At 71.9% G+C, this 18,947-nt stretch carries 18 protein-coding genes; 17 read left to right on the forward strand and 1 reads right to left on the reverse strand.

Features of this window, described 5'->3' with window-relative positions; all coding sequences use genetic code 11:
- Nucleotides 1-37 precede the first annotated feature (37 nt).
- The 14 genes from ACYVNR_RS02305 to ACYVNR_RS02370 all read left to right on the forward strand — a co-directional run bounded on the left by ACYVNR_RS02305 (nucleotide 38) and on the right by ACYVNR_RS02370 (nucleotide 15,775).
- A complete protein-coding gene (locus ACYVNR_RS02305) occupies nucleotides 38-1,609 on the forward strand; it encodes a UDP-N-acetylmuramoyl-L-alanyl-D-glutamate--2,6-diaminopimelate ligase (protein ID WP_461046285.1) in 1,572 nt (523 codons plus the stop codon).
- Nucleotides 1,606-2,982: a UDP-N-acetylmuramoyl-tripeptide--D-alanyl-D-alanine ligase gene (locus ACYVNR_RS02310; RefSeq protein ID WP_461046287.1), complete on the forward strand. Its 1,377-nt coding sequence runs from the start codon at nucleotides 1,606-1,608 to the stop codon at nucleotides 2,980-2,982. Before ACYVNR_RS02305 ends, ACYVNR_RS02310 begins: the two co-directional genes overlap by 4 nt.
- Nucleotides 2,979-4,064 (forward strand): phospho-N-acetylmuramoyl-pentapeptide-transferase, encoded by a 1,086-nt coding sequence (mraY, locus tag ACYVNR_RS02315; RefSeq protein ID WP_045193082.1) that lies wholly within the window; start codon nucleotides 2,979-2,981, stop codon nucleotides 4,062-4,064. Before ACYVNR_RS02310 ends, mraY begins: the two co-directional genes overlap by 4 nt.
- Nucleotides 4,061-5,551, forward strand: a complete 1,491-nt coding sequence (gene murD / locus ACYVNR_RS02320) for a UDP-N-acetylmuramoyl-L-alanine--D-glutamate ligase (protein WP_461046289.1) — start codon at nucleotides 4,061-4,063, stop codon at nucleotides 5,549-5,551. Before mraY ends, murD begins: the two co-directional genes overlap by 4 nt.
- Nucleotides 5,548-6,822 carry a putative lipid II flippase FtsW gene (gene ftsW / locus ACYVNR_RS02325; RefSeq protein WP_045193084.1) on the forward strand — a complete coding sequence of 425 codons (1,275 nt, stop codon included), beginning with the start codon at nucleotides 5,548-5,550 and terminating at the stop codon, nucleotides 6,820-6,822. Before murD ends, ftsW begins: the two co-directional genes overlap by 4 nt.
- Nucleotides 6,819-7,928: an undecaprenyldiphospho-muramoylpentapeptide beta-N-acetylglucosaminyltransferase gene (murG, locus tag ACYVNR_RS02330; protein ID WP_461046292.1), complete on the forward strand. Its 1,110-nt coding sequence runs from the start codon at nucleotides 6,819-6,821 to the stop codon at nucleotides 7,926-7,928. The genes ftsW and murG overlap by 4 nt, the downstream gene beginning before the upstream one ends.
- Nucleotides 7,925-9,436, forward strand: a complete 1,512-nt coding sequence (gene murC, locus ACYVNR_RS02335) for a UDP-N-acetylmuramate--L-alanine ligase (protein WP_461046293.1) — start codon at nucleotides 7,925-7,927, stop codon at nucleotides 9,434-9,436. Before murG ends, murC begins: the two co-directional genes overlap by 4 nt.
- Nucleotides 9,436-10,203 carry a cell division protein FtsQ/DivIB gene (locus ACYVNR_RS02340; protein WP_461046369.1) on the forward strand — a complete coding sequence of 256 codons (768 nt, stop codon included), beginning with the start codon at nucleotides 9,436-9,438 and terminating at the stop codon, nucleotides 10,201-10,203. The genes murC and ACYVNR_RS02340 overlap by 1 nt, the downstream gene beginning before the upstream one ends.
- A 327-nt stretch (nucleotides 10,204-10,530) precedes the next feature.
- Nucleotides 10,531-11,874, forward strand: a complete 1,344-nt coding sequence (gene ftsZ / locus ACYVNR_RS02345) for a cell division protein FtsZ (RefSeq protein ID WP_045193087.1) — start codon at nucleotides 10,531-10,533, stop codon at nucleotides 11,872-11,874.
- Between the two features lie 82 nt (nucleotides 11,875-11,956).
- Entirely contained in the window at nucleotides 11,957-12,703 is a 747-nt protein-coding gene (gene pgeF, locus ACYVNR_RS02350; protein WP_461046296.1) for a peptidoglycan editing factor PgeF, read from the forward strand.
- Nucleotides 12,700-13,452 carry a YggS family pyridoxal phosphate-dependent enzyme gene (locus ACYVNR_RS02355; RefSeq protein ID WP_461046298.1) on the forward strand — a complete coding sequence of 251 codons (753 nt, stop codon included), beginning with the start codon at nucleotides 12,700-12,702 and terminating at the stop codon, nucleotides 13,450-13,452. Before pgeF ends, ACYVNR_RS02355 begins: the two co-directional genes overlap by 4 nt.
- Nucleotides 13,453-13,491: 39 nt before the next feature.
- Nucleotides 13,492-13,974 (forward strand): cell division protein SepF, encoded by a 483-nt coding sequence (locus tag ACYVNR_RS02360; RefSeq protein ID WP_045193090.1) that lies wholly within the window; start codon nucleotides 13,492-13,494, stop codon nucleotides 13,972-13,974.
- A gap of 96 nt (nucleotides 13,975-14,070) precedes the next feature.
- Nucleotides 14,071-14,355, forward strand: a complete 285-nt coding sequence (locus ACYVNR_RS02365; protein ID WP_045193091.1) for a YggT family protein — start codon at nucleotides 14,071-14,073, stop codon at nucleotides 14,353-14,355.
- 130 nt (nucleotides 14,356-14,485) lie between these two features.
- Nucleotides 14,486-15,775, forward strand: a complete 1,290-nt coding sequence (locus ACYVNR_RS02370) for a DivIVA domain-containing protein (protein WP_461046301.1) — start codon at nucleotides 14,486-14,488, stop codon at nucleotides 15,773-15,775.
- Between the two features lie 131 nt (nucleotides 15,776-15,906).
- Here the strand turns inward: ACYVNR_RS02370 and ACYVNR_RS02375 are convergent, their stop codons facing one another.
- Nucleotides 15,907-16,788: a hypothetical protein gene (locus ACYVNR_RS02375; protein ID WP_461046303.1), complete on the reverse strand. Its 882-nt coding sequence runs from the start codon at nucleotides 16,786-16,788 to the stop codon at nucleotides 15,907-15,909.
- A gap of 19 nt (nucleotides 16,789-16,807) precedes the next feature.
- On the opposite strand from ACYVNR_RS02375, the gene ACYVNR_RS02380 reads away from it, so the two are divergent.
- Genes ACYVNR_RS02380 through ACYVNR_RS02390 form a run of 3 tightly spaced genes read left to right on the forward strand, consistent with a single transcriptional unit; the run spans nucleotide 16,808 to nucleotide 18,865 of the window.
- On the forward strand, nucleotides 16,808-17,290 hold the full coding sequence (locus tag ACYVNR_RS02380) for a TraR/DksA family transcriptional regulator (protein ID WP_458801028.1): 483 nt from the start codon (nucleotides 16,808-16,810) through the stop codon (nucleotides 17,288-17,290).
- 44 nt (nucleotides 17,291-17,334) lie between these two features.
- Nucleotides 17,335-17,940, forward strand: coding sequence for a signal peptidase II (lspA, locus tag ACYVNR_RS02385; protein WP_045193093.1), 606 nt, complete (start codon nucleotides 17,335-17,337; stop codon nucleotides 17,938-17,940).
- Entirely contained in the window at nucleotides 17,933-18,865 is a 933-nt protein-coding gene (locus ACYVNR_RS02390) for an RluA family pseudouridine synthase (RefSeq protein ID WP_461046305.1), read from the forward strand. Before lspA ends, ACYVNR_RS02390 begins: the two co-directional genes overlap by 8 nt.
- The last annotated feature ends 82 nt before the right edge of the window (nucleotides 18,866-18,947 follow it).

Raw genomic sequence — 18,947 nt, forward strand, 5'->3', positions numbered from 1 at the left:
CGTGTCACCTTCCCCCCCAAGACCCGCCTCGTCGCGCGTGCACCTCCGCGACCTGACCGCCCGGATCGGGGCCTCGGCCGAGCTCGACGGACTGGCCGACGGAGTGGCCGACGGAGTGCTCGTGACCGGTGTCACGCTCGACAGCCGTGCCGTCGTCCCGGGCGACCTGTATGCCGCCCTGCCGGGCTTCAACGTGCACGGGGCGCGGTTCGCCGAGGACGCCGTGCAGGCCGGGGCCGTCGCCGTCCTGACCGACCCGGAGGGCGGCAACCGGCTCGCCGGCTGCGCCGTGCCGGTCCTCGTGGTCGACGACCCTCGAGCCGTCCTCGGGGACGTCGCCGACCTCGTCTACGGGCACCCGTCGGCCGACCTCACCATGGTCGGGATCACCGGCACCAACGGGAAGACGACCACCGCGTACCTGGTGGAGTCGGCGCTGCGCGCGCTCGGCCGGCGCACCGGCCTCATCGGAACCGTCGAGACGCGCATCGGCGACGAGCGCATCGAGTCGGTGCGCACGACCCCGGAGGCCACCGACCTCCACGCACTGCTGGGGGTCATGCGCGAGCGCGGCATCGACGCCTGTGTGATGGAGGTCTCGAGCCACGCCCTCGAGCTGCACCGGGTCGACGGGGTCGTCTACGACGTGGCCCTGTTCACGAACCTCTCCCAGGACCACCTCGACTTCCACGACTCGATGGACGACTACTTCGCCGCGAAGGCGTCGCTCTTCACCGCGCGGCGCGCCCGCGCAGCGGTCGTCTGCGTCGACGACGCGTGGGGCCGCCGCCTGGCGGAGCAGTCCGGAGTGCCCACGACGACGCTCGCGACGGGGTCCGGGCCCGAGGCGGGGACGCCCGACCCGGCCGACGCGGACTGGACCGTCGAGGAGTCGTCCGGCGGTGCGTTCCACCTGCGGGAGCGGGCGACGGGAGCCGCGCTCGCGCTGGTCTCGCACCTCCCCGGGCACTTCAACGTCGCCAACACCGCCCTGGCGGCCCTCGCCCTTCTACGGCTCGGCGTCGAGCCCGCCGACGTCGAGGCCGCGATGGCCGTGCAGCCCGACGTGCCCGGGCGCATGGAGGTCGTCGCCCCCGGTGGCCCCGACGGGCCCCGGTGCATCGTCGACTTCGCGCACACCCCTGATGCCGTCGACGCGGCGCTCTCGGCCCTGCGCTCCACGACCGAGGGCCGCCTCATCGCCGTGCTCGGCGCCGGTGGCGACCGCGACCGTGGCAAGCGCCCGGCCATGGGCGCCGCCGCTGCGCGCCGCGCCGACGTCGTGGTCGTCACCGACGACAACCCGCGCTCCGAGGACCCCGCCGAGATCCGCGCGGCGGTCGTCGAGGGGGCGCAGCAGGTGGTCCGTGACGGCGCCGCGCGGGCGACTGAGATCATCGACGGCGGCACGCGCGCCAGCGCGATCGCCGAGGCCATCGCGCTCGCGGTGGTCCACTCGGGGGACGACCGCCCTGTCGACACCGTCGTGGTGCTCGGCAAGGGACACGAGAAGGGTCAGGAGATCCACGGAGTGAAGCACCCGTTCGACGACCGCGACGCCGTCCGCGCCGCCCTCGCAGCCGCCACCTCCTCGGGGGTGACGGCGTGATCCCCTTGTCGCTGAGTGAGATCCGCGACCTCACCGGGGGCGAGGTGCACGGCACCACCGCCCCGGAGGAGATCTCGGTCGAGGGCACCGTCACGACCGACTCGCGCGAGTGCGAGCCCGGCAGCCTCTACGTCGCCCGGGTCGGCGAGACGGCCGACGGGCACGACTACGTCCCGGCCGCGGCCGCAGCCGGGGCCGTCGCAGCCCTGACCTCGCGGGCGGTCGACGGCCTGCCGTGCGTCGTCGTCGACGACGTGCAGACGGCCTTCGGTCGCGTCGCCCGCGGCGTCGTCGACCGTGCCCCCGAGCTGCGCGTCGTCGGCATCACCGGCTCGTCCGGCAAGACGAGCGTCAAGGACCTGTTGGCCTCCGTGCTCTCGTCCGTGGCCGAGACCGTCGCACCGGTCAACTCGCTCAACGGCGAGATCGGCGTCCCGCTGACCGTGTGCCGGGTGACCCCGACGACCCGATTCCTCGTCGCCGAGATGGGTGCCCGTGGCATCGGCCACATCGACTACCTCACGCGCATCGCGCCCCCGCAGGTGGCGATCGTGCTCAACGTCGGCAGCGCGCACGTCGGCGAGTTCGGCTCGCGCGACAACATCGCGATCGCCAAGGCCGAGCTGCCCCAGGCGGTGCCCGCCGAAGGCCTGTCGATCCTCAACGCCGACGACCCCGTGGTCGCCGCCATGGCCACCGGTCTGCGCTCACGCGTGCAGCTCGTGGGGCTCTCGGCCGATGCCGACGTGCGCGCCGAGGACGTCGTGCTCGACGAGCGCGGCAGGGCGGCATACACCCTCGTGTGCCCGCAGGGCACCGCGTCGATCTCCTTGCGCCAGAGCGGAGCCCACCACGTGGGCAACTCCCTCGCCGTCGCGGCCGCCGCTCTCGAGCTCGGCCTCTCGCTCGACCAGGTCGTCGCCGGGCTCGGTGCCGCCGAGGCCGTGAGCCGATGGCGCATGGAGATCACCGACCGTCCCGACGGGGTCGTCGTCGTCAACGACGCCTACAACGCCAACCCCGACTCGATGCGGGCGGCACTCGATGCCGTCGCCGCGATGACGACGACGGGGGAGCGGTGGGCCGTGCTCGGCGGGATGCTCGAGCTCGGGGCCGACAGCGACGCCGAGCACGCGGGCGTGGGGGCGTATGCCGCCGAGCTGGGTCTCGACCACGTCGTCGCCGTGGGCGAGGGGGCGCGCCCCATCGCCGAGGCGTTCCCGGGCGCCGAGTGGGTGGCCGACACCGACCAGGCCTACGCGCTGATCTCGTCGCGCGTGCGGCCCGGCGACGTGGTGCTGCTCAAGTCGAGCCGTGACAGCGGTCTGCGCTGGCTCGGCGACCGCCTCGCCGCCGAGGCGGTGGCGCGGTGAAGGGCGTCCTCCTCGCAGCGTCCATCTCGCTGCTGATCTCGCTGTTCGGCACCCCGCTGTTCATCAAGTTCCTCGTCAAGCGCGGCTACGGCCAGTTCATCCGCGACGACGGCCCGACCTCGCACCACACGAAGCGCGGCACGCCGACGATGGGCGGGGCCGTCATCCTCGCCGCGACGCTCGGCGCCTACTTCCTCGCACACGTGCTCACCCTCAACCCGCCGACGGCGAGTGGGCTGCTCGTGCTCTTCCTCATGGCCGGGCTCGGCTTCGTCGGCTTCCTCGACGACTTCATCAAGATCCGCAAGCAACGCAGCCTCGGACTGCGCTCCAAGCAGAAGCTGCTCGGACAGGCCCTCGTCGGCATCACGTTCGCCGGCCTCGCGCTGCAGTTCCCCAACGAGCAGTACCGCACGCCCGCGTCGCTGCTCGTGTCGTTCGTGCGCGACACCAACATCAGCCTCGCGCTCGGCGGCAGCACCGTCGTCGGCGTCATCCTCTTCGTCATCTTCGCCAACGTCATGATCGCCGGCGCCTCCAACGGCGTGAACCTCACCGACGGCCTCGACGGCCTCGCGACAGGCGTCTCGACGATGGTCTTCGGCGCGTACGTCCTCATCAGCATCTGGACCTACAACCAGAACTGCCAGACCAACCCGGGCATCAAGTGCTACGAGGTGCGCGACTCCCACGACCTCGCCCTCGTCGCCGCGGCCGGGATGGGCGCGTGCTTCGGGTTCCTCTGGTGGAACGCGACGCCGGCGAAGATCTTCATGGGCGACACCGGCTCGCTCGCCCTCGGCGGCGCGCTCGCGGGCCTCGCCATCACGACGCACACCGAGATGCTGCTCGTGATCCTCGGCGGCATGTTCGTCCTCGAGACCCTTTCCGTCGTCGCGCAGGTCGCCTCGTTCAAGACCACCGGTAAACGGGTGCTGAGGATGGCACCGCTCCACCACCACTTCGAGATGGTCGGGTGGAACGAGGTCACCGTCGTGGTCCGCTTCTGGATCATCGCCGGACTCTTCGTCGCCTTCGGCCTGGGCGTCTTCTACGCCGAGTGGGTGGTGGGCTCCCAGTGACCTTCGACCCCACCTACGAGCCCCGAGAGGGCCTGACCCACCGCGACGCCGACTGGTCCGGCATCAACGTGCTCGTCGTCGGCCTCGGGGTCTCCGGCTTCGCCGCTGCCGACGCGCTGTCAGAGCGCGGGGCGCGGGTCACTGTCGTCTCGCGCGACGCCACCGACGTCATCACCGAGCGCGCGACCATCCTCGGGATCCTCGACGTCGACGTGCGCCTCGGGCCCGAGCACGTCGTCGAGCCGCCCCCGGGCACCGAGCTCGTCGTCACCTCGCCGGGCGTCCCACCGCACGACCCGCTCATGCTCGCGGCCGCCACGGCCGGCATCCCGGTGTGGGGCGAGGTCGAGCTGGCCTGGCGCATGCGGGCGCGCGAGGGCGCCGCTCCCTGGCTCACCGTGACGGGGACCAACGGCAAGACCACGACGGTCAACATGCTCGCCTCGATCCTCCAGCACGCCGGCCTGCGCGCGACGTCGGCCGGCAACGTCGGCACGCCGCTCCTCGAGGCGGTGCTGCACCCCGAGCCCTACGACGTGCTCGCCGTCGAGCTCTCGAGCTTCCAGCTGCACTGGCAACGCTCGATCTCCGCCGTCGCGTCGGCCGTGCTCAACGTCGCCCCCGACCACATCGACTGGCACGGCAGCTACGCCGAGTACCTCCGCGCCAAGGGCAAGATCTACGAGAACACCCACCTCGCCTGCATCTACAACGTCGCCGACATCCAGACCGAGCAGCTCGTCATGGAGGCCAACGTCGTCGAGGGCTGCCGCGCCATCGGCTTCACGACGGGCATCCCGGCGCCCTCGATGGTCGGCATCGTCGAGGACGTCCTCGCCGACCGCGCCTTCGTCGAGCAGCGGCAGCGCTCCGCCGCGGAGCTGTGCACGCTCGCCGACCTCCAGGGCGACGCGCCCTCGGTCGCGCCCCACTACGTCGCGAACGCGCTGGCCGCCGCCGCCCTGGCGCGGGCGTACGGCGTCGGCCCCATGGCCGTGCGCGACGGGCTGCGTGCCTTCCGCCCCGACCGCCACCGCATCGCCGAGATCGCCACGGTCCAGGGGGTGCGCTTCGTCAACGACTCGAAGGCGACCAACCCGCACGCCGCCGCGGCGGCGATCCGCTCCTTCGACTCCGTCGTGTGGGTCGCGGGCGGCCTGCTCAAGGGCGCCGACGTCGACAGTCTCGTCGAGGAGATGGCCTCGCGGCTGCGTGGCGTCGTTCTCATCGGCGCCGACCGCGCCCAGATCGCCCTCGCCCTTTCCCGACACGCGCCCGATGTGCCGGTCGTCGACGTGTCCGAGACCGACACTGGAGTCATGGACCGTGTCGTCAGGGAGGCAGCCCGCCTCGCCCAGCCGGGCGACGTCGTGCTGCTCGCTCCTGCCGCCGCGTCGATGGACATGTTCACCAACTACGGGGCCCGCGGAGACGCCTTCGAGGAGGCGGTCCGGCGGCACCTGGAGGCACACGGGGGTCCGGAGTGAGCGCGACGACCGCCGACGACAAGGCGGGCACCGCCTCCACCGGGCCGCGCCCGCTGCCCGTCATCGGCAAGCTCGAGTCGCCGCTGACGACCTACTACCTCATCCTCGGCGCCACCTCGACGCTCGTCGTCTTCGGCCTGATCATGGTGTTCTCCGCGTCGAGCGTCGAGGCGCTCATCGCCGACGAGGCCTCGTACTCGATCTTCGTGCGCCAGCTGCTCTTCGCCGTCGTGGGCGCCGTCCTCGCCGGCCTCGCCAGCCGGCTCGACGTGAGCTGGTGGAAGCGCCTCGCCTTCCCGACCATGGTGGTCTCGGTGCTGCTGCTGGCTGCCGTGATCCCGTTCGGCAAGACGGTCAACGGCAACCGCAACTGGATCGCCCTCGGGCCGGTGCAGTTCCAGCCGGCCGAGTTCGCCAAGGTGGGTCTCGTGCTCGTCGGGGCCGTCATCTTCGCCAACAAGGCATCGCGGATGGCCAGCATGCTGCACGTCGCGCTGCCCTACCTCATCCCCGTCGCCACCGTCGTGCTCGGGCTCATCCTCGCCGGGCACGACCTGGGCACCGCCATGGTCGTGCTCGTCATCATCGCGGCGGTCCTGCTCGTGGCGGGAGCCCCGATGCGCGTCTTCGCGATCGCGGGCGCCCTCGCGGCCGTCGGTGTCGCCGTCATGGTGACTGGCAGCAGCAACCGCATGGACCGCATCGCCCGGTGGCTCGACCCGACCTGCCAGGCCGACCCCGACGGCTGGTGCGGCCAGTCGGTGCACGGGCTCTACGCGCTGGCCGACGGCGGCTGGTGGGGCGTCGGGCTCGGGGCGTCCAAGGAGAAGTGGGAGTGGCTCTCCGAGGCGCACAACGACTTCATCTTCGCGATCATCGGCGAGGAGCTCGGCCTGCCCGGCACGCTGATGATCCTGCTCCTCTTCGGCATCCTCGCGTGGGCGTGCTTCCGGCTCGTCAGCCGCACCCAGGACCGCTTCGTGCGCATCGCCGGGTTCGGCATCATGGCCTGGCTCCTCGGACAGGCCATCATCAACATCGGTGCAGTCATCGGTCTCTTCCCCGTGATCGGCGTGCCGCTGCCGCTCGTCTCCGCGGGCGGCTCCTCGCTCGTCACGACCCTCGTGGCGCTGGGCATCCTGCTGTCCTTCGCCCGCAACGAGCCCGGCTGCAAGGCGCTGCTCGACGCACGCCCCAGCCTCGTCCGTCGGTCGCTCTCGGTGCTCCCGTCCCGGGTGCGGTCCGTTCCGCAACGTCGCAGAAGTCGGTGATCCCCCTGTCCTCGCCCACCTCCGTCCTGCTCGCCGGGGGAGGCAGCGCCGGCCACGTGTCGCCCCTGCTCGCCCTCGCCGACGCGCTGCGGCGCCGCCACCCCGACATCAGGGTGACCGCGCTCGGCACGCAGGAGGGCCTCGAGGCGCGCCTCGTGCCGGCCCGTGGCTACGACCTCGCGGTCGTGCCGAAGGTGCCGCTGCCCCGCCGCCCGAGCGCCGACCTGCTGCGCCTCCCTGCCCGGCTCAAGGCCGCCGTCGACGCCGCGGGCCGGGCCATCGACGAAACCGGGGCCGAGGTCGTCGTGGGCTTCGGCGGCTACGTCAGCACGCCCGCCTACCTCGCCGCGCGGCGCCGCGGCGTCCCCATCGTCATCCACGAGCAGAACACCCGGCCGGGGCTCGCCAACCGGCTCGGCGCTCGGTGGGCCACTGCGGTCGCGACCACCTTCGCCAGCACGTCGCTGCCCGGCGCCCAGCGCATCGGCATGCCCCTGCGCCACGAGGTCGCCACGCTCGACCGTGCCGCGATGCGACCCGAGGCCATCGCGCACTTCGGCCTGAGGTCGGGCCTTCCCACCGTGCTGGTCACCGGTGGGTCGCTCGGCGCGCAGCGCCTCAACGACGCGTTCCGGGCGCGGGTCGAGGCGCTGAGCCGCGCCGGGGTGCAGGTGCTGCACGTGACCGGCCTCGGCAAGGAGTTCGCCCCCGAGGCGCCGGCCGAGGGCGCCCCGTACGTCGTCGTCCCCTACGCCGACCGCATGGAGCTCGCGTATGCCGCCGCCGACCTCGTCGTGGCCCGGTCGGGTGCCAACACCGTCTGCGAGCTGACCGCGGTCGGGCTGCCCGCTGTCTACGTGCCCCTGCCCGTCGGCAACGGCGAGCAGCGGGCCAACGCCTCAGAGGTCGTCGCCGCCGGTGGAGGCGTGGTCGTCGACGACAGCGACTTCACGCCGGCCTGGATCGACGCCGAGCTGCTCCCGCTCGCCACCGACGCCGAGCGGGTGTCCCGGATGGCCGCGGCCGCCCACTCCCTGGGTGAGCCCGCCGCCGACGAGAAGCTCGCCGACCTCGTCGACCGTGCAGCAGAGAGCCGGACCCCGTGACCCAGAGCCCGCGCACGCCCACCGTCGACGACCCGTTCGCGTCGGCTCGTTTCGACTTCCGGGCCCCGGTGCCGAACGCCGCGGACCTCGGCCACGTGCACTTCCTCGCGATCGGCGGCGCCGGCATGTCGGGCGTCGCGCGCATCATGCTCGCCCGCGGCATACGCGTCACCGGCAGCGACGCCAAGGACGTGCCGGTGCTCAAGGCCCTCGAGAGCGAGGGGGCCGGCGTCTGGGTCGGCTTCCACGAGGGCCACCAGGAGCGAGCCGACGCCATCGTCATGAGCAGCTCCATCCGCGACGACAACGTCGAGCTCGTGGCGGCCCGCGAGCGCGGCGCGACGGTGCTGCACCGGGCCCAGGGGCTGGCCGCGCTGATGCACGGACGGCGCCCGGTCGCCGTCGCCGGCGCCAACGGCAAGACGACGACCACCTCGATGCTCACGGTGGCGCTCCAGGGGTGCGGCCTCGACCCGTCGTTCGCCGTCGGCGGCGAGCTGGCCAAGCACGGCACCAACGCCCACGACGGGTCCGACGACGTCTTCGTCGTCGAGGCCGACGAGAGCGACGGGTCGTTCGTCGTCTACCGCCCCGAGGTCGCGATCGTCACGAACGTCCAGCCCGACCACCTCGACTTCTACTCGAACTTCAAGGTTGTCGAGGCCGCCTACGACGCGTTCGTCGGCACGATCCGACCCGGCGGCCTGCTCGTGACGTGCGCTGACGACCCGGGTGCCGTGGCCCTCGCCGAGCGGGCCCGGGCTGCCGGCACGCGGGTGCTGACGTACGGCTTCGACCCGGGGTCCGACGTCGTCCTCGGCGACCACCACCAGGACGGCGTGACCTCCTCGGTGACGCTCGTCGACCGCGTCGCCCGCGCCGACCGCGTCGACGACGCTGCGGGGGAGCCCGAACGGCTGATGACGCTCGGCGTCCCCGGGCGCCACAACGCCCTCAACGCAGCGGCGGCCTACGCCGCGGCGGTCCACGGACTCGGGCAGCAGCCCGACCGGGTTCTGGCGGGGCTCGCCTCGTTCACCGGCACCCGACGCCGGTTCGAACCCAAGGGGGAGGCCGGCGGGGTCGTCGTCGTCGACGACTACGCCCACAACGCGGGCAAGGTCGCGGCCGTCGTCGAGACCGCGAAGGCGCTGGTCGGCGAGGCCGGCCGGCTCGTCGTCGTCTTCCAGCCGCACCTCTACAGCCGCACCCGGGACTTCGCCACCGAGCTCGGGGCAGGCCTGTCGCCGGCCGACGTCGTGGTCGTGATGGACGTCTACGCCGCGCGGGAGGACCCCGTCCCGGGTGTCTCGGGTCAGCTCGTCGCCGACGCCGTCAGTGCGGCGCGGGCCGGTGCGGAGGTCCACTACGTGCCCTCGTGGTCCGACGTCGCGGGCCGGGTGGCCGCGCTGGCCAGAGCCGGTGACCTCGTGCTCACGGTCGGTGCCGGCGACGTGACGATGGTCGGCCCCGAGGTGCTCCGACTCCTGGGAGGAGAGTCGTCGTGATGCTCGAGCGGGGGGCGGCCCGGCGGGTGGCGGGCACGGGTCTCGCGTCGTCGCGCACGCGCTTCGAGAAACGTGCGGCCGCCGCGCGGCGTCGTCCGCGCCTCGTCGCGGGCGTGCTCGTGGGCCTCGTGCTGGTGGCGGGCTTCGTGGCCTGGCTCGGCTGGTTCAGCGGCGTGCTCATCGCATCCAAGGTCGAGGTGACGGGGGTCTCTGCCGCGGGTGCCGCGCAGGTGCGCAGCGTCGCAGCGGTGCCCCTCGGCGGGCCGATCATGCGCGTCGACACCGACGAGGTCGCTCGTCGTCTGGTCGAGGGCAAGGCCTGGAGCGGGGTAGCGGTGAGCCGGAGCCTGCCCGACACCATCCACATCGACGTGAACCCCAGGGTGGCCGTCCTGGCCGTGCGCAACCCTCGAGGTCAGGTGGACGTGGTGGACCGAGACGGCTTCGCGTTCCGTACCGTGTCCACGCCGCCGGCAGGCGTGCCCCTCGTCAGTGCGGGCTCCGACCAGGTGACGAAGGCCGGCGTGACCGCGGCCCTCCAGGCCCTCGGCTCCCTCGAGGCGGCGGTGCGAGCCGACGTGTCCGGCGTGTCGCTGTCGTCCGCCGACCAGGTCTCCTTCACGGTGCAGTCGGGGGAGCGGCGCAAGACCGTCGTGTGGGGCGGCGCCGGCGACGGGGAGCGCAAGGCGAAGCTCGTGAAGATCCTTATGGCAGAGCCAGGTTCGACCATCGACGTGAGCGTGCCCTCGTCACCCGTGACCCGTTGAGGTGTCCGCCCGGGAGTCGTGGCAGGGTCGGTCGGGGGAGCGTGCTGACACCTGTCATCCGTGTGTCCGATGGGGCTGTTGTTGCTGCTGGGACCCGCTAGCGGCAAATGCCTCAATCCCCGTCGCGACACGCCGCGGCGTGGGTTGATCGGCCTTGCGCCTCGTCATACCGTCGGGGCACTGGTTCGTGACCCAACTGTAACCTTTATCTCCACGTTTAAGGTTTGAGGGCTTACAGGCTCACCACGAGCCGCGACACCGACAGCTCCACGCACCGTCCCCAGACCATCGCAGCACCGGCACCACCAGTCAGGAAGGCCCACTCTCGTGGCAGCAGCACCGCAGAACTACTTGGCCGTCATCAAGGTCGTCGGCATCGGCGGCGGCGGCGTCAATGCCATCAATCGCATGATCGAGGTCGGCCTCAAGGGCGTCGAGTTCATCGCCATCAACACCGACGCGCAGGCGCTGCTCATGAGCGACGCCGACGTCAAGCTCGACGTCGGTCGCGAGCTCACCCGCGGCCTCGGCGCCGGCGCCGACCCCGAGGTCGGCAAGAAGGCCGCCGAGGACCACGCCGAGGAGATCGAGGAGGTCCTCAAGGGGGCCGACATGGTCTTCGTGACCGCCGGCGAGGGGGGCGGCACGGGCACCGGTGGGGCGCCCGTCGTGGCCCGTATCGCCCGCGAGCTCGGTGCCCTGACGATCGGCGTGGTCACGCGACCGTTCACCTTCGAGGGTCGCCGCCGCGCCAACCAGGCCGAGTCCGGCATCGGCAGCCTCCGCGAGGAGGTCGACACCCTGATCGTCATCCCCAACGACCGGCTGCTCTCGATCAGCGACCGCAACGTCTCGATGATGGACGCCTTCCGCTCGGCCGACCAGGTCCTGCTCTCCGGTGTCCAGGGCATCACCGACCTCATCACGACGCCGGGCCTGATCAACCTCGACTTCGCCGACGTCAAGTCGGTCATGCAGGGTGCGGGCTCGGCCCTCATGGGCATCGGCTCGGCCCGTGGCGAGGACCGCGCCGTCCAGGCCGCCGAGCTGGCCATCAGCAGCCCGCTGCTCGAGGCCTCGATCGACGGCGCCCACGGCGTGCTGCTCTCGGTCCAGGGCGGCAGCGACCTCGGTCTCTTCGAGATCAACGAGGCCGCCCGCCTCGTCCAGGAGGCCGCCCACCCCGAGGCCAACATCATCTTCGGTGCCGTCATCGACGACGCCCTCGGTGACGAGGTGCGGGTCACGGTCATCGCCGCCGGTTTCGACAGCGGCGGTCCCAGCCAGCGACACGACGACCGCGCGCTCGGCCAGGTCATGGGGCGGTCGCAGCCGGCACCTCAGCAGCGTCCCGCGGCGCCGGCACCCCAGCAGGCTCCGCAGCACTCGAACGGCGTGGCGCAGACCACCAACGGAGTCGCCCACGGCCAGCAGGCCCCCCAGCACTCCGCGCCGGCGGCGGCCCCGCAGGCCCAGCCCGCCCAGCAGCTGCCGACGCAGCAGCAGGTCCCGGCCCCGGTGCAGCACCAGCAGGCGCAGCCCCAGCACGCGCAGCAGCCGCAGCACGCGCAGGCCCAGCACCACGCGCCCGCCCAGCCCGTGCAGCAGCCGCCCCGGCAGGTGACGTTCGACGAGGGCGACGACCTCGACGTCCCCGACTTCCTCAAGTAGTCGAGCCGAAACATCACCGCGACGGGCGGGAGGCGACCACCGCCTCCCGCCCGTCGCGCGTGCCGGGGATAGGTTGGTCCCCGTGTTCTACTGGCGATCCTCGACCGACACCGAAGCTCCCTCCGGGGCCGTCGAGCTCGGCTTCACCGGACGGTCCGCGGGCCGGGGCACCGGGCCGTATGCCGGACTGAACCTCGGCGGTCACGTCGGCGACGACGCCGGGCGCGTCGAGGACAACCGTCGCGCACTCGCCGCGGAGCTCGGCCTCCCTCGCGAGCGGGTGGTCTTCATGAACCAGGTGCACGGCGCCGAGGTCGTCGAGGTCGACGGCCCCTGGGTGGGGGAGCCTCCTGCCGTCGACGCGGTCGTCACGCGCGCCCCGGACCTCGCGGTCGCGGTGCTCGTCGCGGACTGCGTCCCCGTCCTGCTCCACGACGACGACGCCGGTGTGCTCGGCGCAGTGCACTCCGGACGTCCCGGCCTGCTCGCGGGCATCGTCGGACAGGCCATCGGGGCCATGCGCGACCTCGGCGCCCGGTCGATCTCGGCCACGGTGGGTCCCTCCGTCTGCGGCCGGTGCTACGAGGTGCCCGAGGAGATGGCTCGAGCCGCTGCCGCCACGACCCCCGCCTCGGCGGCCCGGTCGTGGACGGGCACCACGGCGATCGACGTCGCGGCCGGCGTCGTGGAGCAGCTCGCCGAAGAGGGGGTGGGCGTCCAGTGGGTGCCCGGCTGCACCCGCGAGAGCGACGACCTCTACTCCTACCGCCGAGACGGGCGCACCGGCCGGTTCGCCGGAGTCGTGCTGCGCCGGTCGGTGACGGCATGACGCCGCCCTCCGGTGAGCGGCCCGTGGCACCCGACCAGCAACGCCTCGACGAGCTCCGCGGCAACCTGGCCGCCGTCCACGACCGCATCGGGCGCGGCTGCGACGCCGCCGGGCGCGACCCGCGCGAGGTCACCCTCGTCGTCGTCACCAAGTACTTCCCCGTCTCGGACGTCCTGCTGCTCCACCGGCTCGGGGTGCGCGACTTCGGCGAGAACCGTGACCAGGAGGCCGGCGAGAAGTTCCGCGCCGTCCGGGCCGCGCTCACCGAGGCCGGCGAGGACGACCTGACCCTGCACTTCATCGGTCAGCTCCAGAGCAACAAGGCGGGCCACGTCGCCGGCTATGCCGACGTCGTGCAGTCCGTCGACCGGTCGAAGATCGTGGGGGCCCTCGACCGCGGCGCGCACGCGGCCGACCGTCGGCTGCGTCTGCTCCTCCAGGTGAGCCTCGACGGCGACACGGCGCGTGGCGGCGTGCTCCCCGAGGAGGCGGCGCACCTCGCCGACGAGGTGGCGGGCCACGAGCTGCTCACGCTCAAGGGTGTGATGGCCGTGGCGCCGCTCGGCGCCGATCCCGACGAGGCCTTCGCCCGGCTGCGCGAGGTCGGCGACGGCATACGGGCGTGTCACCCCGACGCTGACTGGCTCTCGGCTGGCATGAGCGCCGACCTCGAGGCGGGGCTCCGGCACGGGGCGACACACCTGCGTGTCGGCACCGCAATCCTCGGATCACGTCCGTCACTTCTGTAACGTCGGCAGCGACCGCAATCGAGCGTTTGGGAGTTGGCCATGGCAGGGGCACTGCGCAAGACGATGGTGTACCTCGGACTCAGCGAGGAGGACCAGCGCCACGACCGTTACGACGACTACGACGCCTACGACGAGTCCGACCGCTACGACGACGAGCCCGAGCACACCGCTGCCGTGACGCAGCTGCCGACCAAGCGACCCGTCGCCGCGGTCGTCCGCGACGTGGAGGTGGGCTCGCTCAACCGCATCACCACGATCCACCCGCGCACCTACAACGAGGCCAAGAACATCGGTGAGTGGTTCCGCGATCAGGTGCCGGTCATCATGAACCTCAGCGACATGGACGACGCCGACGCCAAGCGCCTCGTCGACTTCGCCGCCGGCCTCGTCTTCGGCCTGCACGGCACCATCGAGCGGGTCACCTCCAAGGTCTTCCTCCTCTCGCCCGCCCACGTCGAGATCTCGGCCGACGAGCCCGAGACGCCCACCGCCTCCACCCGCGGCTTCTTCAACCAGAGCTGAGCAGCCGGTCCGAGAAGAGCCTTTCGGGGTCACGGTCGCGCATTGATCTCGACCCCGGTTCACACTCTCGCCCGCAGATCAGAGACACTGGCCGACATGGACGCGTTCTGGACCATTTACGGGGTGGTGGTCTTCACCTTCTTCATCGCCCTCATCGGTCGCTTCGTCATCGACTGGGTGCAGGTGCTGGCCCGCTCGTGGCGGCCCTCCGGGGTGGTCCTCGTCCTGGCCGAGGCGGTCTACACCGTCACCGACCCGCCCCTGCGAGCCCTCCGAAAGGTGATCCCGTCGCCGAACCTCGGTGGCGTCCGACTCGACCTCAGCTTCCTCGTCCTGATGTTGCTGACCTCTCTCGCCCTCAACGTGCCGAGCTTCTTCTGACCGTCGGCGTTCGTCGGATCTCGCGGTGCGGGAGACGACCAGCACGCCGATCCGTGAGGATGGCTTTGGTTCGTGACCGGAACGTTAGATACCGTTGACCCGAACCATTACGTCTGTATCGAGGTGACACATGGCGCTTACGCCGGAACAGGTGCTCAACAAGCACTTCCAGACCACGCAGTTTCGCCGTGGCTACGAGGAGCGGGACGTTGACGACTTCCTGGACGAGATCGTGGCGGAGATGCGCTCGCTCATCGAGCAGCGAGACGACTACCTGAAGCAGCTCAACGACTGCCGCGCGAGCAAGAACCAGTCGGCGGTGCGCGCCGACGGCGCGACCGCTGCCATGCCTGCCGTCGGGCGCCCCGGCGACGAGGCGAAGCTCGGTGGGCTCACCGCGAAGATCCAGGACGCCGAGCGTGCGTTCAAGGCGGCCACCGACCGTGCCGCCAAGGCCAAGGCCGACGCCGAGAACGCCGAGCGTGCGGCCAAGGAGCGCATCGAGCGCGCCAAGGCCGAGGCGGAGCGTGCCGAGGCCGCCGCGAAGGCAGCGGTCGACTCGCAGGCCCTCAACGACGCCCAGGCCAAGCTGAACGGCCTGAACTCCCAGGTCGCCGAGGCCGAGGCCAAGCTCGCCAAGGCCCAGGAGAACGCCCGCGCCGCCGACGAGCGCGCCGCCAAGGCGCTCTCCGACGCCGAGGCCGCAGCGGCCGACGCCAAGCGCGTGCGCGACGAGGCCGCCGCCGACGCTCGGCGCCAGCGCGAGGAGGCCGCCAAGGCGCCCGCCGCTCCGGCTGCTGCCGCCGCCGCGGCCCCCGACACGCAGGCCGTCTCGGGCAACCTCGACGCCGCGGGCGTCATCGCCCTCGCACAGCGACTGCACGACGAGCACGTCGCCGCCGGCGAGGCCAAGCGCAACGAGCTCATCACCGAGGCGGAGACCCGCCACCGTGACATGCTCGCCGCCGCGCAGGCTCGCCACGACGAGCTCATCAACACCGGTCAGGCCCGTCACGACGAGGCCACGCAGCAGGCCGAGCAGCTGGCCGCCGCCGCGGCGAGCCAGCGTGACCAGATGATCGCCGAGGCCACCTCGCAGCGCGACCAGATGATCGCCGAGGCCACGTCCAAGCGCGACCAGATGCTCAGCGACGCGAGCGCGCAGCGCGACCAGATGCTGACCGAGGCCCGCGAGCGCGCTACCGGCATGGTCGCCGAGGCGCAGCAGAAGAAGGCGGCGCTGCTCGAGGAGCTCGACAAGCAGAAGGGGCTGCTCGACCGCAAGATCTCCGAGCTGCGAGGCTTCGAGAAGAACTACCGCACCAACCTCAAGTCCTACATCGAGGGCCAGCTGCACGACCTCGACTCGAGCGTCCAGGAGCCGGCTCACGCCGGTGCCGGAGACGGCAACCAGGGCTGACCCCCACCCTCGAACAGACGCACGCAGGCCGTCCGGGAACCCTCCCGGGCGGCCTGCGTTGTACTCGAGGGGCGAACACTTCGGACGCATCTGCGTTTCGCGTTTGTGCACGCCCCGTGAGGGGCTTATTGTCAGCCCCACTTGTCAGCGTCGACGGCTCGAGCGACGGAGGATCTGATGGCGGCGAAGAAGACGACGGCAGCGGCGACCGCGGCCACCCGCTCGACCGCGACCAGCAGGACGCGGGCAGTGACGAGCACGAAGAGCACGTCGGCAGCGTCGAAACGCTCTGCGACGCCATCGAAGGCTGCTGCAGCCCAGAGCCCCTCGAAGAACGGCTCCGCGAAAGCCGCCTCGAAGACCTCCGCGAAAGGCGGTGGCGCACGCACCGCCGTGGCACGCACTGCCGCGAAGGCTGCCGGTGCGGTGAAGGGCGCCGTCGCGCGAGCAGCGGGCCGCAAGGCGAGCAGTGCTCCCGCAGCCAAGTCACCGACCAAGGCACCTGCCAAGGCGCCTGCCAAGGCGGCAACCAAGGCAGCAGCCAAGAAGTCGCCCGCCACGAAGAGCGCCACGAAGACCGCCACGAAGAGCGCGGCCAAGGCGGCAACCGTGAAGAAGGCCGCGCCCGCGAAGAGCGGGGCTGCCACGAAGAGTGCGACGGCCAAGCAGCCGGCCAAGGCCGCGCCCGCGAAGACGTCGGCTGCGAAGGCCACCGCCAAGACCGCCACCAAGACCGCCGCCAAGACCGCCGCCAAGACCGCGCCCAAGACCGCGCCCAAGACCGCGCCCAAGACCGCGTCGAAGCCGACGGCGAAGACGACGACCAAGACGACGACCAAGAAGACGACGACGGCGAAGAAGGCGGCCACCACGAAGAAGGCAGCCGCGAAGAGTGCATCCGGGTCGACCGCCCGCACGTCCCCCCGAACCGCAGCGGCCGGAAAGCCGTCTCCCACGACATCCACCCGAGCGGGTGCGGCGAGCACGAAGTCCGCCGCGAAGGCCCCCGCCACGCGTACGAAGAAGGCAGCAGTGACGACGAGCTCAACCGCAGGTCCCCGCTCCAGCGCGACGAAGACCGCGACGAAGACGGCAAGCAAGCCCAGCGCCCGCGCCATCGCCGAGCGCCTGAGGGTCAAGGACGACGAGTCCCCCTGGAGCGAGGACGAGATCCGCGAGGTGCGCGAGGTCCTGGTCGAGGAGATCGAGCAGCACCGCGTCGAGCTCAAGCTCGCCGAGGACGAGCTCGACGACCTGCTCCGGGCCTCGGGTGACGGCGCCGGCGACGACCAGGCCGACGCCGGTGCCAAGACGGCCGAGCGTGAGCACGAGATCTCCGTGGCCGCCAACGCCCGCGCGAGCCTGCGCCAGGCCGAGCACGCGCTCGAGCAGCTCGAGGCCGGCACGTACGGCATCTGCGAGAACTGCGGCAACCCGATCGGCAAGCTTCGACTTCAGGCCCGTCCTCGTGCGACCCTGTGCATGACATGCCAGCAGAAGCAGGACCGCCACTGACGCCAGATCACGCCACGTCGACGCCCCGAGCGGGCGTCGATGGCGTGTCCACCACGACCACCGACGAGACCGTGAGCTCGACCCCTCCCGACGAGAGCCGCCCGACGCCAGCCCGGCGCCAGCGCCTCTTCGTCGTCCTCGGGGTCGTCGCGGTGCTCGCCTTCCTCAGCGACCAGCTCACCAAGCTGGTCGCGCTCGACGTCCTCGCCGACGGCGAGCCACGGCCGTTCATCGGCGAGTTCATCCGCTTCAAGCTCATCGGCAACCCCGGCGCGGCGCTGTCGCTCGGCTCCGGCAACACGTGGGTGATGACGGGCATCGCCATCGCCGTGCTCGTGGCGATCGTCGTCGTCGCGCGCCAGCTTGGCTCGCGCGCCTGGGCGGTTGCCCTCGGCCTGCTGCTCGGGTCGGCCATCGGCAACCTCACCGACCGCTTCGTGCGGCCGCCGGGTGGTGGTCAGGGCCACGTCGTCGACTTCATCGACTACAACCGGTGGTTCATCGGCAACGTCGCCGACATCTGGATCGTCAGCGCGGCCGGCCTCATCGTGGTGCTCGCGCTCGTCGGCATCGGCGTCGACGGCCGCCGTGAGCACGGTTCGTCGAAGGCCGACGCCGACACCTCCGGTGGGCGGGGCGACGATGCCTGACGTGCGCACCGTTCTCGTTCCCGACGGGCTCGAGGGAGAGCGCGTCGACGCCGGCGTCGCCCGCCTCTTCGGGGTCTCACGCACCAAGGCGGCCGACCTCGCCGCCGACGGCCACGTCGTCGTCGACGGCAAGACCGTCGCGAAGTCCGAGCGGCTCTCGGCCGGTGCGATGCTCGAGGTATCGCTGCCCGCCGCCGAGCAGAGCCCCAGCATCGCGGTGATCGCGCAGCCCGTGCCCGGCATGACGATCGTCCACGACGACGACGACATCGTCGTGGTCGACAAGCCCGTGGGCGTCGCGGCGCACCCGAGCCTGAACTGGACCGGGCCCGACGTCGTCGGGGGACTGGCCGCCGCCGGCTACCGCATCTCCACCTCGGGCGCCCCGGAGCGACAGGGCATCGTGAGCCGGCTCGACGTCGGCACGTCGGGCCTCATGGTGGTCGCGAAGAGCGAGTACGCCTACTCGCGCCTCAAGCAGATGTTCCGCAGCCGCCAGGTCGACAAGACCTACCACACCCTCGTGCAGGGGTTGCCCGACCCGCTCGTCGGCACGGTCGACGCGCCCATCGGCCGGCGTCCCGGGGCGGAGTTCAAGTTCGCGGTGATGAGCACCGGCAAGCCGTCGGTCACGCACTACGAGGTGCTCGAGGCGTTCCGGCACGCGAGCCTGCTCGAGGTCCACCTCGAGACCGGGCGCACCCACCAGATCCGCGTCCACATGGCCGCCCTGAAGCACCCGTGCTGCGGCGACCCGCTCTACGGCGCCGACCCGAAGCTCGCCGCGCGCCTCGGGCTCGACCGCCAGTGGCTGCACGCCACGGGGCTCGGCTTCGAGCACCCCGGCACGGGTCAGTACGTCCACTTCGAGAGTGCCTACCCCGAGGACCTGCAGCGCGCGCTCGACATCGTCGCGACGCTCTGATCCTTCACCCTCGAGCAGAGGGTGAAGCCTGCCGTCGGCGGGAGCCGTATGCCGTCGCCGACACCCCCGACGACACGCGCGG

This window comes from Terrabacter koreensis (assembly GCF_054783315.1).